The organism is Flavobacterium enshiense (genome assembly GCF_040750275.1).
Taxonomy (GTDB): domain Bacteria; phylum Bacteroidota; class Bacteroidia; order Flavobacteriales; family Flavobacteriaceae; genus Flavobacterium; species Flavobacterium enshiense_B.
Window position 1 is genome coordinate 355948 of record NZ_JBDOCV010000002.1, and the last position, 15160, is coordinate 371107.

Consider the following 15160-nt stretch of genomic DNA (forward strand, 5'->3'; position numbering starts at 1 on the left):
TATTCTTTCCCCGCGCGAGCATTTGGATTTTGAAGAATGACCGAATAATTAACGGTTTTTATAATATTTCTTTAATCCCTGTATTTGTTGGCATTCATCACAATTTATAAGATTTTTTTTATTTTTAACCATCTAATAATCAATACTTTAAAATAATAAAAAATCAAAGAAAGAAAAATCCCAATTGTTAAAAACTCGACCGTATTGTGAATAAGTTTGACTTTCTTTTATCAAATCAAATGCTAATCTTTGTAAATGAAAATAGGCCAACGCCCTTGTAGCATCAGCCTATTTCAGATTGTTAACAATTCTAACCGATTTTTGGAATTGTCAGAAATGGTCTTAGACATAACGTAATTAAACAATTTAACAATTAATACTTTGTATTATGAATTACAATTGCGCTCCTGAAGGGTTTGAATACATTTTTAGAAAATGTACTACCATCAATGGCAAAAGGGTTTGTAAAGCCAGAGGCTGTTACAGAATCCTAGTAAAGAAACAATAAGTATCTCACCCCTTATTTGTTACTCTGTTTGTCAGGATGTTTAAAACATCGCTGATTTGTTAAACTAAAGAAAGCTCTATTAAATCGGATAGGGCTTTCTTTTTTTGTTTTAATTACTTGGTAAATTTAACGGATATCCTACCAGATTTTCAAACGATTTCACTATTTATAACGATTATAAATAAACTTATTATTAACATTTTTATACCGAAAACCCTATAAATAATGACATTCCAAACTTTTGATATCGAAAAATCTGTTGATAATTTATAGTAAACTAATAGGAAAAACAACCTAAAACAGACCTAAAAACAACCTAGGCTAATTAATTATTCTGTTCATTTGAGTTATTATTTGTTCTATCCTGTTTGGAGATAGTTCATACTGTTCCCCAAGTACAAGATATTTAACATCCTTTATTGGTTCTTCCATTTCATCAAATCGTTCATAGATCTCAATATCTCTAATGATTTGGTATGAAAGAATTCCGTTCCTTACAAACTGGAATATTAGTTTTTCGTTTCTTTTTAATAGTTGGTATCTATTCATCTTTAATACCTAATTTTTCTTTTATGTAGTTTTTCAGCCATGAATTGAAATCTTTATCAATATCATAACCTTTACCACCAGCTGATATACATTCCATTTCAAAATAGAATTTACCAGTTATTTTGCCTTCACTTTCAACTAACTCAATTTTGTCTGTAGTAATATCCATATTATTTAAATGGTCAATCATTACTTGTTTTAATTCTTCTTTATTCATTTAAAATTGATGGTAAGCCATCACCTATTCATTTTTTAAAGTATCAATCTTTAAATCTTCAACATATCCCAAACCAGTTACCGTTATTCTTAGGTTTTTATATTGATATTGGTTTGTGTATCTATAGAATTTTATTGTATCATAATTATTTTCTTTCCCCGCGTTTTGTTCTATTTTTGGGGAACATCCTATAAACCCCAATAAAATGGGTATAATGATATACTTCATGGTTTCAACATTTTTTTGAGTTTATTCAACCCTCTACATTTTGCAGCTTGAATTTGTTCTAGTTTGTAGTTATACTTTTCAGCTATTTCTTTATTACTCATTTCATTCAAATAAAACTCGGTGATTGCAATACTTTCAATCTCTGATAGATGTGTTATATATCTTATTATCATTTTTTTGATGTGATCCGTTTCAGCATATACATCTTCATAACTATTTTCTGGTATCTTATTTTCATTCATAATATTCATTTTCTCATGTCCCCCGCGGGCGTAGTTTGAAGGTCTTACTGTATTGCTATGTTTACGGATGAAATCAATAATTTGATTTCTGATATAAGTATTTGCCATTGTGGTAAAGTTCCCTTCCTGATAGTTGGAAATGGCTTTTAAAAGCCCCAAATTCCCTTCACTTATCAAATCATCCAATTCAACATTTTGATTGAAATATGATTGTGCTATCGTATAAACAAAAGGTTTAAATAACTTAACCAACTCATTGTAATTATTATCTTTAGCTAATTCGTTTATTTTAATTAAATCATATTTCATTCTTTAACTTTTTCTTTAATTTTTTTAAAGCTGTCATTTTTAGCTCATAAACCCTTTGAGGTGTTACATTCATCATCTCAGCAATTTCCTTTAGTTTATGAACTTTGCCCTGACCTAAACCGTAGTGCATTTTCAATACAAATTGCTCTTTGTTAGTTAGCTTATCTAAATGTTTTATCATCAGCACCTCCAACTCATAGGTTTGTTGAGAGGAATCAATAATTGGATTTGAAGGTTCAACAAACTGAACCGTTGAAAAATAATGCTCAATTTCCCTAGGAGTGAATTCATTTAAAAAATGCAGATAAGCATCCGTTATTTCCATTTGTTCAATTTGAAACAATTCATCAACCCTTTTTTGTATTTTTGTTGTTGCTGTGTGTTTTGGTTCTGGCTCACGTATCCCATTTGTGTTATTAGTTAGAATAAATTCCAGAATAGCTTTTTTAATCCAAAACCCAGAATAGTATGCAAACTTGATTTCTTTGGTTATATCATAATTTTTAATTGCATTTATCAAACCCAAATTCCCTTCACTTACCAAATCATTGAACTCAATCATTTTATGATCTTTTATAATTTTCCAGTACTGTTTTGCATAGTAAACAACTAATTTCAAATTCGATTCAACCAACTTGTTATAAGCTTTCTGATTACCAAGCTTATAATCTTCAAAAAGATTCAACAAATCTGTTTCAGATAACCCTTCAAATTTTGAAAGATCACTGAAGTAATTCTTATTGACTGTCATGGATTAATCGATGTGTGACCAGCTTTTTCTTGTAATTGCGGAACTAATGGCCGATGGTGTAACACCAAATAAATCAGCAAGTTTTTGTTGGTTTAAATCCAATGATTTTTTAAGTTGCCAAAGGCTTCTTAACTGTCTAACTTTTTCATCATTCAACTTTGAATTTGGGTGCTGGCTTCCTTTATGGGAACGGTTTTCAGACCTTGTAAGGTATCTAAGGTTCTGAAGGGTGTTATCATGCTTATCACCATTTATATGGTCGCATTCCCACCCTATTGGCTTTGTTCCAACGAATGTTGTAAGAACAAGGAAATGAACATAATACTTCTTGTTTTCTATTATGTAGAATTGGTAATCTCGTTTACCTTTATTTGTTGTGTTTTCTGATGGCTTAACCAATTTGGTTTTACCATTTTTGAAGGTGTGACGTAATCTTCCAAAGTCACTTATTTCATAGTTTGGAGCTTCTTTTATAATTCTCCAGTTTTCATTCTCAAATTGTGTTTCATTTTGTTTTACGGTTCTCATTTTTTGTTACTACTATTTATCTCTTTGCCATCGTTCTGGCTTATTTTTTTGCCCCGCGGTTTACTCTTTTTTTGCGGAACGTCAGTTTGATTACTTCCCGAATAACTTATCTAGGAAGGACTTTTTTTGAAGATTCTTTTCGGCTCTATCAATCAGTTCTTTCAGTCTTTTTTGGATTTCGTGATTGATTAAAGCTTTATCAGCATCTTCATTTTTTAGTTCTTTTTTCATAATCGATTATGTTGTTTAATAATAAATAGTAGCTACTTTTTGAAAAGTCAGATTTTGAGTAAAAAAATTTGAAAATATTTTTAATTATTTTAAAGTTCCCTTTATTTACAAGGGTTTGCAGAATAAAAAAATCCTAAACTTTTTTTGTTTAGGATTGATTTTATTTAAAAATTAGCGCCAGATTCGATCACTGATACTCTATTTGCGGTATCGGTTATGTCTACAACACTTACAACTGGTGCTGGCAAACTTCTATTGGCTTGCGCCATTCTTTCAGCTAGTCCATCCATATCAACCTTGATACCGTTTAATGATCCAAGGCTATGGTTTCCACCAACTTGTCCACCACCAGCGAATCCTGGAACACCAATACTTCTGAAGAATGCTGAACCACCAGCGCGGGCTTGTTGCTCGCGGTTCAAGATAATCTCTCCAGTCTTAGCGTATATTAATTGATTATCCCCATTACTTAGTGGAACTGATAAATTTGATGGGGTTTCGATAAGACCACTTCCAAGTGTTGGAACACCACCAATAAGACCACCAACAGCCTTTGATGGTACTTTGGTTGAAACAATCTTTTTAACGTTCATTAATGCCGCAACACCAATACCAGCAGCAGCAATACCCTTAGCGATTGAACCCGCTGGTTCTGGCAATACGGATTGTGCTGATAGCACCGATGTAATTCCGAGGTAGGCATTAATAGTAGCCTGAGCGATGGCAGCGGCCTTGCCTGCCGCAGTACTCTCCCCTAAAAGTTGAGCCATCCCACCAAAAGCATCACTAGCACTTTGTAATTGAGCATCAAATTTGGCTTTCTCAATCTTTTCTTGTGCTATTGCGTGTTTCTTCTGAATAAGAGTTTTATCAGCACCAGTTTTTTCTGCTGCTGCTATCTCTGCTAGGTATCTCTGATTCTCACGGGATAACTGTAAATCAAAATCATTAGTAAATTTTTCTTCATCAACAATTCTTTGGTTTTCTAGGTCAATGGCTTGTTGTTCCTTTTTAGCTTCTTCTCTAATTTTCTCAGCTTCTTCGTTCTTAATTCGTTGATTCTCTTTAACAAGATCAACAGCATCTTGGTATTCTTGCTCATTTATAACACCTTGGGCTAACCTTAACTGATGGAATTCAATTTCTTTTTGGGCTACTTGTGCATTCTCTTCTACTTTGGCATTTAACTTTTCTTGGGTGAAGAATGTATCATCAGCTTTCTTCTGTTCAATTCCTTTCTTGTAAATGTCTAATTCCCTTTGTGCATTGGAAATAGTCGCATCAACAATTTTCTGATTTGCTTCATTGGTAATTCTAAGTTTTTCAGCTTCATAAGCTTCTTTACCCATCTTACCAGCCTTAAATTCTTTATCAAGAACGGCAAGCCTTTTGGTTGCCAATTGTTCTTCAAATTTTAATTGTTCTTCAAGGGATTTCTTTTTGATTCCTTGTTGCTGAATAAACAATTCAATTTCATCTTTGCTCTTTTGAATATCCTTATCAATAGCGGCTTGTTTAGCTTGTGATGCTTTATCAGCTTGTTCTTTGGCTTTATCAGCAGCCTCTTTTCTAAGACTATTTAAGTTGGCTAATTGTTCCGACTCTTGGCCAGTAATACGTTCTTGTATATCTGCAATCTCAGTTAATGCAGCTGCTTGTGCATCTAGGTTTTCCCTTGATTTACCTTCAGCTTGGATTCTTAGATTAGCAACAACCAAGGCTTGTTTAGCAATAGCTAATTCATCTGCTAATTGTTGCTTAAGAACAACTCCCAATTGTTCGTTGGCTTTGGTTCTTTCTTCTAATGATTTGCTTTCATCATCCCTAACCTGACGTAGCTTTTCAGCTTGCTTTTGATATTCAAGCTGGGTTAATCTGGATTTACGTTGTGCTTCAGCTAGTTTTCCTTCAGCTACCGCCAACTGTTCACCCGCTTTAGATGATTCTTTGATTGAATTACTGAAGTTATCAACTGATGCAGCTGCCTTATCAAATCCAAGAAATCTTAAAGTTGCTGATGCAGCCTTACCAAGCTTATCTAATGCAGCCCCAGCTAATTCAACATACTTCACAAAACCGTTGAAAATAAATTCACCCAATGGCTTTAAAACTTTAAATAAACCGTTGAAGATTCCAGTTATAGCACCAGTTACTTTAGCTAATTTATTTGCTCCAGCTTCAGTTGAATTCATTGAAGCTTGCATAAACTTAAATGCTCCTACGACTACACCAACTGCTAAACCTAATGCTGCAATAACAGCACCAATTGGTGTAGCAATAAAAGCCAAACCAGCTTTAATCATTCCATATAAACCAGCGGTCATACCCTTGAATGATTCTGTCACTAAATTACCAGCACCACCCGCTTCTTTGGAACGCTGAATAAAACCACCAATACCACCGTTAAAGATGTTTATCTGGTCAAATGCTTCACCAATTTGTTCTTTATACTGGCCAATGGATATTTTTTGTTGCTCGTATGCCGAAACATTCTGTTTAATGAATTCGTTATTCTCATTAAGCTTTGCATTGATTTCATTTAATTTCTGAACGCCTTCATCAGTAGATAAATTAAGTTGATTTCTTAATGTTAAAAGTTGCTTATTGTTATCCCTTGCTTGGTCTATTGATTGAATTTCAGATTCAACCGCTGAAGTGATAGCATGAGTAACTTGTGCAAATTGTTCACTTGCTGTACTTAATTGAGTTACAACAGCTTTTTGCTGGTTATAAGAAGATTGAAGTCTTCCAAGTTCAACAACATTTTTTTGAAATTCTGCTGACGTAGTTTTGTTTTCAGTAGTAAGTTGTTTTTGGGCTGTTTGTAGTTCGTTTATCTTAGCCCTAGTTTCAGCCATCTTAGCGATAAGTGCTGAAGTGTTAATATCCAATGATAGGATTTCAACTTTGTTTGCCATTTAATTATTTCATTTTATTCTCGGTTTAATAGCCCTAATCAAAGGGCTGATTAAACAATATTTTATTTGTTGACTTTGATAAGTTCAACCGTAACTGGTTTATTCACCTTGTAGTTTGTAATCTTGTTAATCAGGAATGATCCACCCAGTTGTTCGATATAGTAAAGCTTTCTAAAGTCGAAGTTTGCAATGTCATTTGGTGTTAACCAGAAAACCGCATTGATGATTCTGGTGTTGTTTAGGATATTGAAAAGTGGTAAGTAATAATCATTGATTACATCATTCCACCCAATACCCTGATAGGTTTCTACTTTTGCTGAATTAACGATTGTGGATCCGCTTGTTGATTCTGATACGATTGTTTGCGAACTTGCAAATTCATAATCAACACCACGTAGAAAATAGTATTTCTTATTAAGTCCTTTATATTTCACTTCACCATCATCCTTAACCTCTTTATTCCACATCTTATAAATGTGAACATCATTCAATTCCGTTAATGAAGTAGTTTCAGATTCTGGACTGTAAATTTTTGAATTGATTACATCTTTCTTTTCATCAAGGTTAAGGTTATTCACAAACAGATACCCATCATTATGATTGGCATTTTCTTCATTGTATTTATACTTAAATGCGTTGCTCTGACCGTATGAATTGTAAGTATATTTTTCATTAGTGACATTCTGAAATTTTGAAGACCAGTTCACCACATCCCCATTCATTACTTCATTTAGGGTTCTAAACTCATAGTTATTTGAGAATTCATCCTTATAAAAGGTTAATCCATAATGCCAGATGATTTCCTTAAAAAAGTCTGTTATTGAAAAATCCTTCAATTCATTCTGGAAATCATAAAGCGGGTCATCATAAATTCCTAAATCAACTGTGAAATCAGTTCCAGCAATGAATGTAGCCTGATATGCTGCTGGTGTTGCTGCTACCAATGAAAAGGTTTCATTCATTCCCAATTGGAAATTATAATCAATATCTAGCGTATGATTGAAAGTAATTCCTTCTGCTAACTTTTCACGAAATCTAATTGGTGAAACAAGTGCTGCTGGTGCTCTATCATCTTCACTATTTGTTACAAACCATATATCAACTGGTGCTGATTCAGATTGATTACCAACTTTAACAGTATTGATTTTCCCATTAATCTTAATATTATACTTTCCACCATCTGATAATAGCTTAATATGTTCATCAGTATTACCATATCCATTAGCATTACTATTCGGTGTTTGAATAATTGTTATGTAAGAATCAGTATATGCTGTTGAATCTAATATATATCTAGCTGAATCACCCCTTCCATATACTGTAGTAAACATCTGAAATGACTTGATTGGAATGATATTATCATTAGCTTCTGGGTTCACCCCTTTGGGGTATGTCATCCAAAGGTTATTGAAATCAATAGTTTCAAAAACACTGCCAGTATAGGTATAACCAAACGTATCAAAAATCCTATCCCACAAATATTTAACCTTTACGCTTGGAACCAAATAATCAATATTGATTGAATCGCCTGATACTATTGTTTTACCACCATAATCAGCTAGAATGTAACTGTAATCTAAATCATTTGACCAAGTATTTGTAACAGCCGTTAAGGACTTTGTGTGTGTAATTTCACCAATATATAAATCACCTAAAGTTTTATTTTCAATAGCTTTCCATAAATCAACAGTTCCATCATAAACATGGATCTCATACGCTTTTGATGTTTGGTTTATGTTAGCCCATCCATTATGAATTATCTTATCATTAGCGTAAAACAAATCACAAGTATTTTTTTGATAAGGAAATTGTGATTGGCTACCCATAAATGACAGATTCCCAAATATCTCATCATTAATTGGTGTAAATGGTAATTTAATAGACATGGTTCTATTGGTTTGACGACTCGCAATATTTGCTAAATCATTACATTGAAGTGTCTTTGCAAATCCGCTATCACCAGCAGTTAAATTACATTGTTTACCATTTATAAAAAGTCTTTCCATTAAAGGGTTTGGGTGTTAATCTCAGGTAGTGTTATTGTAACTTCCAATGTGTTATTGGAGTTCTTTGAATTGAAAGGAAAAGAACCATCATTTACCTTTACACCAAAGAATGAATAGGTATTTATTGGTGATGCAAAGGGCTTATTATAGGCATACATTTCAACCAAGGGTGAAGCTAAAAGTGATTCCAAATATTCCTTCTGATTCAGATTATATTTGGTTTTTAACCTCAACGTTCTGGAACCGTTCTTTCCAATGATTTCTGATGATGATGTGATGCTTTGAAGATTATCATAAACACCTTGAATATCATCTATCATTCTGTATTGGGTGGATTGCTGATAAGGTTCATCAAATAACCAATAACTGTAGCTCCCAGAATTATTAAACCAACGTAAATAAACCCCGCATTTTGATTCTTTTTTGTCAATGATAAGATTGTTTACAAATAAATCATTAACCCATAATTCTAGCTTATTTTGTGTACTGGCTAGGTTCAAATCTTCATTGATTGAACCATCTGAAAAACCATCAGATAAATAGAATCTTTTAACTTGGTTGGTTGTTCCAGTATAAGTATCTGTTTGATTATAATTGCTTATATTTTTAAAGAAATATGTATCATTTTGAGTTAATCCATATACTGCAAAATCTGTCGGAAAGCCCTCAAAATAAGGCAGATAATAATCAATAAAATTATTGGTTGGTAATAACGTTCTAACCGCTGGCGCATTCGCCAATTTATTAACATAGTTTGGTAACTGTTCTACCGACTTAATAAACTTTAATGTTCTGTTGATTGTTAGAAATTCGTTGCCAGTATCATATACGTTTATGGTTATTGGTAAATCAAGTGAAAGTGTTGAATCATCGTAAATTGCATTAAGTGATAAATCTGGGATGATTGTATCTTTGAAGTAATTCTGGTTGATTAAATTCTTAGCAATCTCTTTAAAATTGAAGGTAAATGAATTACCAAACGGATATATCTTATAACCAATTCCGCCTGCGATTACCTCAGCATAAGACAAGTTACTTATATCGGTTTGCCATCTTATGATTGTATTATTGTAAGCTGGATTTAGAATATTACTTGGTGATAAAGGATTACTTTCGTCAATTATGATAACGTCACCAATTGGTTCTGCAACACCATCATCAAAAGTGATGATAACAAAGAATGGAATATCATTAATGCTGTTTACTGTTAATACTGTTGTTGTATTATCATAATCAACTTTATGATTGACGGTATCACCAGATATACTATAAGTTACATCAGATTGTACATTGAATGTATTAAAGTTTGATACCGTGTTGTTCATTGTATCTAACATAGTACTTCCAATTGGTATTTCAGTTGATGTTGACAATGCGCTTGTGGTTGCATTTGAAAATTCCCCTAAAATGAATACTTCATCAGCATCTTTAACCAATACAAAGTTTGTGTAGTTGTTGAATGATAGATTATCAGGAATGTAAGTACCATCTTCATCTATTCTAACTATATGCCCTCTATCATACCCATTATATTTAATGAAGTTACCAGAAATAAAAAGTGTGTTATCTGGCATCAGACCAATTCTATTTGTTGTTGAACCAATAAAGCCAGAACTACCTACATTGAAAGAACTATCAATACTACCATCAGCATTACATTTAGCTATATATTCACTAGCTGTTCCATTGAAATAATGAAAATCCCCAGCCATTATAATTTTATCATCAGGCAATATTGCTACTGAACGTACCAAAGCTGCTTGTGTACCATTTGAAGTAATCCCAGCACCACCAGAATTAAATGAAGTATCTAACGTTCCGTTTGTGTTTAGCCTACAAATCCCTCTAACTGTTGTGCCGTTATAGCTGTCAAAATAACCAGCACAAATAATTTTACCGTCACTTTGAAGCTTAACTTCTCTTAAATTACCAGCACCAGCATTACCAAAAGTCAAACCAAAATTAGTACCACCACTATTAAATGATGTATCAATACTACCATTTGAGTTAAGCTTAACCAATCCCCTTTTTGCTGTACCGTTATAGTTTGTAAACTGACCAGCAACAAGCATTTTTCCATCAGGTAAAATATGAATCCAATGAACACCTTCATTAAAGCCAGAACCACCACTATTGAATGATGTATCAATTGAACCATTAGCATTAAGTCTTACAATTGAACCCTTAGATGTGCCATTAACTGAACTATAAAAACCACCAACAATAATTTTACCATCGGTTTGAATAGCGATAGCCCAAACATAGTTGTTGAAACCAGTACCAATATTAAAACTTGTATCTATACTCCCATTGGTATTAAGCCTTACTAGCCTATTTGTTGTTGTTCCATTATAGGTTGTGAAGTTACCACCAACAAGTACTTTACCATCACTTTGAATGGCCGCGGCCATAATGGTAACACCGCCACTATTAAAACCAGTACCAACATTAAATGAAGTATCAAGTGTATTACCAATAGCATTGATTTTACAGATTCTATTTGAAGCTGATGATATGGGTGCTTTAAAGGTTTTATTAATGGTTTGAAACGGTACACTATTCTTATTTACAACGTAATTAAAATTCTGATTGTTTAATGGTTGTTGAAGAAATTTAATCTTAATATTTCCAGTCGTCATTATCGGTTATTCACTAATTTTTGAATTGTCACACTAACTTCATTTACGAATGCTGTAACATTTATTTTATTGAGCCTATCAAGGATTTGCTCAATCCTTTCTGGTGTAATCACTTCATCATAGATGTATAAGTGATTTTCTGGGTTTGTTCCTTCCCTCGCAATTTTTCGAGCAATCAAATAAGCCAGTGTGCTTACTTTCATTTTATCTTCTATTGGTTTGATTCCTTTTGCTTCAATCCATTTTTCGATGGCTGAAATTGGTGGTTGTTTGCCAGCCGCCCTACCACCTAAGTATAAATAACCCAAAAGTGTTGCTGAATCACCATTTACTTGAATCTCTAAACCTTCTTCAAATTCACCCGATGTACGTTTGCCACTGGCATTATAAACCCCAAGAATTTCAGCCTTTAAAAGTTCCATTTCTTCAGCCAGAATCTTTTCATTATCGACTTCCATTATTCGTAAGGGGTTAAACTGTAATTCACAAGCACACCGTCAAGGTTATAATCAAATAGGTTGATTACTTCCAACACTTGGAACTTATTTATATCGAAATCAGCACATACCAAATCGTTCTTTAACGTTTGTAAAGCACCATTTATAAGAGGTTTGATATAGTCATTATATTTATCATCATAGCTTTCATCTACATCACTAGAAAGCAACATCATGAACTTACCAGAATAGGATTTGGTTTCAGTTCCAACATCTGAAAAGTTGGAATCTGTTATGATTGGATCAATAAAAAAGTGGATTTTGTTAGGTTCTTCAATTTCATTGGATAGATTCAAATAATCTGAACGACCATATTTGAACACCCAGTTATTTGATTCTGCTACATTTTTAAAGTAATCGTACATTATTGTTTTTGTTTTCTTTTTTGTATTTCGGCCAATTCTCGTTGGATATCGTTCTTTTCTTTATCCATTAATAACTTGGTAAATACTGTCATGTATGGAAGTTTTTCTATTTCTTCCCAGCGCAAAATATCTTCTTTTGCTAGGCTATCAATTGTGTTTAATACACCGAATCTGGCCATCCTTCCCTTTGCATTTACACTCTCCAGATTCATATCAAAACTATCATCAGATAATTCATTGATTTCCATGTTGGCTAATTGGATTAGATCTTCTTTCATAAAGTTTATAATGCCGTAAAACTGAGTTATTCTTAATTCTAAAATTTCCCTTTCGGATAACCCACTTACAAGCTTAACACTTTCAATAACACCGTGAATTGTTGCTTCATTAAAGTAATTCCTGATGTTGGTTACATCAGCAAAAGTTAATTCCCGCGGGGCTTTTATTATTAACTGTTTAGGCTCTTTATTAGACCATATTTTCCACCTTTTGAATCTTGGGTTATCAATTGATTTAAGTGGCTTTAAAAGGTCTAAAACAAAGAGATAATTGGTTATAAGATTAATATCAGTTATTTGGAGAAACTCACTTAATTTATAATCAATTATCGCTTCCATGTTAAACTAAAATGTTTAGATCTATTACCCATTTTCATCAGGAAAAAATATCTAGTTGCATCAATAGCGTGGTTATAGTCATCTATCGGATAACTAAGCGTATTTCCTTCCCTATCCCGCGCCCAAACATAGTTTTCAAACTCCTTAATCAAGTTGGTTGAACTGGCCGTAATCTGTAATGGCTGTTGCTGCATTAGTTGGATTCCATAATTAATAGAATCCTTTCCTTTGATAACTGGCTGAACATTTAAACCGTGGGCTTTTAATTCTGCGATTGTTCGTGGCTCTGCTGAGTCGGCATATATTATTTTATGAATAGCATCAGAATTTCTTATTCTATCAACTATTTGCTTATTAAGAAGTTCCTTTTCATAAATCACTTCATTTAAGATGATTTGACCATCATAGCGATAAACTGAAATAAGTGCCGTTGGGTCAGTTGAAAATCCGAAATCAATCCCAGATCCTAACAGTTCAGCATTTATTGGAAGTTCATCAATAATTTTCCAATCTTTGAAAACTGATCCTTGTTGAATACCAAGTTCACCCAAACCCATTACTTTCCATCGGTTCGCCCAATAATCTGAAGTTTCAGCTTTTATTTCCCAGCTCTCAATTTCTTTACGAATTTTGGCATCCAAAAACTCATTATCCTTGTAAGTCACAATTGTAAAATCACAACCTTCAGGATTAGTTAGTATTTCAGTATGTACCCAGAAACTTGCTGTTGGGTTATAGTCTAAAAATGTAAAAAGTCTTGTTCTTACATTTAATTCTTGGAAAGCATCAAAGCTGACATTATTGCACTCATTTATAAATAAAATATCTCGTCTTGCACCTCTTAATTTGTCACTATCATCAGCCCCGAAAAACTCGAAAGTTGAATCATTGAGTTGATAAAGTCTATCGGTTTTATTATGCTTAACTTCTTCATATAAATTAAGTTCTTTTAATATCTTCAAGAAGTCCAAATAAGCACCTCTTTTAAGAACTGGCACACTTTCAGCTACAATTGAAATTTGTACGTTACGCTTTAAAGCGTAATAAATTAAGTATAGTAATATACTATATGTTTTACCCGCACTGGATCCGCCTTGCACAATTCGCAAAGGCTTGGTCATTACACCTATTTTGTTGAAACAAGTTGTTGGAATGATCATTAAAAAGGCATTTCTTCATCATCTTTTTTATTGTCAACCATTGCCGAAAATGGTTGTGGTTTAACATCGGTTATATCCTCGAAATCAACATTAATTATATTGTCTATTAACTGTTTCTGTTCATCATTTCCAGCTGAAATTTGAATAATGGTTGTTGTTTCATTCTTATTTACATTTTCGCTTATACGTTTCAGATTTAATTCTTCAAATTTTCGTTCTAAGATCCAAGCATACTTTGTCCAGCTCATGTTGTTTTCTTCAAACATTTTTTGCCCAAGTGCTTGTTTTTGCTTGATCCTTGATAGTTTGATTAAATCCATAAATTCCTCTCCTATCACATCATCTGGTGCGTATTTTCCAGCCTTCCAGTAATCGAAAGTTCGTTTGGCTATTCTATTCTTCTTATTCAGTCGATGATTAACCAAGTGGAACAAATCATCATCAGAAAGAAACTCTATTTTTTCTTCTGCTAATACCTTTTTTAGCCCTATAATCCATTCTTGCATTTTGAAAGCTTTATGTGGGCGTTTTTTCTTTGGTCTACCCATATATATAATTATACCGCAACAACCTCAAAAAGAAAGGAAAAAGCATAAAAAAAGTGCTTTTCAGCACCATTTTTAATTCCGTTCAAACCATTCTTGTATCGTATGTATTATCCAAACGCAACCAGAGGTAAAACAACCTGTTAAAAATAAATTCCAGAATCCAATTAAATTAAATACAAAGCCTATTGGTGAAACGATTATAAAACATAAACCAAACCCTACCCAGTAACTGGTACACATAGGACATTCTAACAATTTACCTAAGAATTTTGGATTAACTTTCATTAAGAAGTCACGCAAGGATTGGAAAATACTACCATAAACCAAGATATTGGTAATACCATAAGCTATTAAAGAAAAAATTACAATTTCCATTATTCTTTATCTGAATCCGTAAGATCATTCAAATCTTTCTTTATTTCTTTAGCTTTATTGATGTAGCCTTTGATAATATCCCAAAATGGTTTATTTCCTAATTTTTGGCTTGTTTCATCCATACTTTTCAACTCATTCAATGTCCAAACTATTGTTATTATTTTGGATAAGCCATGTTGTATTCCTAAAATTGGTAATGTACCACCAAGTACAAATGAATCAATTAAGAATGCCATCAAAATTGTGAACATATAAAAAAATGATTTTACAGCCACGTTGAAAAACTTATGACTTCTAAAAGGTTGCTTTAATTTTTTGCAGTTAACATATATACCTAGTGCGGTATCAATGGCCACGGCCAGCGTAATTAAAATCACCAAACCTTTGATTGGGATAAGAAAAGTAAAAATTGAGCATAACAAGGTTATGATGATTTGTTTCATTTGTATTTTAAGGGTTAATATTTTATTTA

Annotated in this window: 17 protein-coding genes; all 17 read right to left on the bottom strand. The window is 32.8% G+C overall.

Annotated features, from left to right (window positions below):
- Positions 1–829: 829 nt before the first annotated feature.
- Positions 830–1057, bottom strand: a complete 228-nt coding sequence (locus ABGT15_RS04455) for a hypothetical protein (protein WP_367230212.1) — start codon at positions 1055–1057, stop codon at positions 830–832.
- Positions 1050–1274, bottom strand: a complete 225-nt coding sequence (locus ABGT15_RS04460) for a hypothetical protein (protein WP_367230213.1) — start codon at positions 1272–1274, stop codon at positions 1050–1052. The genes ABGT15_RS04455 and ABGT15_RS04460 overlap by 8 nt, the downstream gene beginning before the upstream one ends.
- A 24-nt stretch (positions 1275–1298) precedes the next feature.
- Positions 1299–1502, bottom strand: coding sequence for a hypothetical protein (locus ABGT15_RS04465; RefSeq protein ID WP_367230214.1), 204 nt, complete (start codon positions 1500–1502; stop codon positions 1299–1301).
- Entirely contained in the window at positions 1499–2053 is a 555-nt protein-coding gene (locus ABGT15_RS04470; protein ID WP_367230215.1) for a sigma-70 family RNA polymerase sigma factor, read from the bottom strand. The genes ABGT15_RS04465 and ABGT15_RS04470 overlap by 4 nt, the downstream gene beginning before the upstream one ends.
- The gene (locus ABGT15_RS04475) at positions 2043–2804 is read right to left on the bottom strand and encodes a sigma-70 family RNA polymerase sigma factor (protein WP_367230216.1); all 762 of its coding nucleotides are present in this window, start codon (positions 2802–2804) and stop codon (positions 2043–2045) included. Before ABGT15_RS04475 ends, ABGT15_RS04470 begins: the two co-directional genes overlap by 11 nt.
- Positions 2805–2807: 3 nt before the next feature.
- Positions 2808–3332, bottom strand: a complete 525-nt coding sequence (locus ABGT15_RS04480) for an HNH endonuclease (RefSeq protein WP_367230217.1) — start codon at positions 3330–3332, stop codon at positions 2808–2810.
- A gap of 90 nt (positions 3333–3422) precedes the next feature.
- The gene (locus ABGT15_RS04485; protein ID WP_367230218.1) at positions 3423–3563 is read right to left on the bottom strand and encodes a hypothetical protein; all 141 of its coding nucleotides are present in this window, start codon (positions 3561–3563) and stop codon (positions 3423–3425) included.
- A gap of 164 nt (positions 3564–3727) precedes the next feature.
- Positions 3728–6481, bottom strand: coding sequence for a hypothetical protein (locus ABGT15_RS04490; RefSeq protein WP_367230219.1), 2754 nt, complete (start codon positions 6479–6481; stop codon positions 3728–3730).
- A gap of 62 nt (positions 6482–6543) precedes the next feature.
- A complete protein-coding gene (locus tag ABGT15_RS04495) occupies positions 6544–8487 on the bottom strand; it encodes a hypothetical protein (RefSeq protein ID WP_367230220.1) in 1944 nt (647 codons plus the stop codon).
- The gene (locus tag ABGT15_RS04500; protein WP_367230221.1) at positions 8487–11126 is read right to left on the bottom strand and encodes a hypothetical protein; all 2640 of its coding nucleotides are present in this window, start codon (positions 11124–11126) and stop codon (positions 8487–8489) included. Before ABGT15_RS04500 ends, ABGT15_RS04495 begins: the two co-directional genes overlap by 1 nt.
- On the bottom strand, positions 11126–11584 hold the full coding sequence (locus ABGT15_RS04505; protein ID WP_367230222.1) for a hypothetical protein: 459 nt from the start codon (positions 11582–11584) through the stop codon (positions 11126–11128). The genes ABGT15_RS04500 and ABGT15_RS04505 overlap by 1 nt, the downstream gene beginning before the upstream one ends.
- Positions 11584–11988 carry a hypothetical protein gene (locus ABGT15_RS04510; RefSeq protein WP_367230223.1) on the bottom strand — a complete coding sequence of 135 codons (405 nt, stop codon included), beginning with the start codon at positions 11986–11988 and terminating at the stop codon, positions 11584–11586. Before ABGT15_RS04510 ends, ABGT15_RS04505 begins: the two co-directional genes overlap by 1 nt.
- Positions 11988–12605 (bottom strand): hypothetical protein, encoded by a 618-nt coding sequence (locus ABGT15_RS04515; RefSeq protein WP_367230224.1) that lies wholly within the window; start codon positions 12603–12605, stop codon positions 11988–11990. Before ABGT15_RS04515 ends, ABGT15_RS04510 begins: the two co-directional genes overlap by 1 nt.
- The gene (locus tag ABGT15_RS04520; RefSeq protein WP_367230225.1) at positions 12593–13765 is read right to left on the bottom strand and encodes a PBSX family phage terminase large subunit; all 1173 of its coding nucleotides are present in this window, start codon (positions 13763–13765) and stop codon (positions 12593–12595) included. Before ABGT15_RS04520 ends, ABGT15_RS04515 begins: the two co-directional genes overlap by 13 nt.
- Positions 13765–14271 (bottom strand): hypothetical protein, encoded by a 507-nt coding sequence (locus ABGT15_RS04525; protein ID WP_367230226.1) that lies wholly within the window; start codon positions 14269–14271, stop codon positions 13765–13767. Before ABGT15_RS04525 ends, ABGT15_RS04520 begins: the two co-directional genes overlap by 1 nt.
- Positions 14272–14385: 114 nt before the next feature.
- A complete protein-coding gene (locus ABGT15_RS04530; protein ID WP_367230227.1) occupies positions 14386–14688 on the bottom strand; it encodes a hypothetical protein in 303 nt (100 codons plus the stop codon).
- Complete coding sequence (locus ABGT15_RS04535) at positions 14688–15131, bottom strand: phage holin family protein (protein WP_367230228.1); 444 nt, start codon at positions 15129–15131, stop codon at positions 14688–14690. The genes ABGT15_RS04530 and ABGT15_RS04535 overlap by 1 nt, the downstream gene beginning before the upstream one ends.
- Positions 15132–15160: the final 29 nt, after the last annotated feature.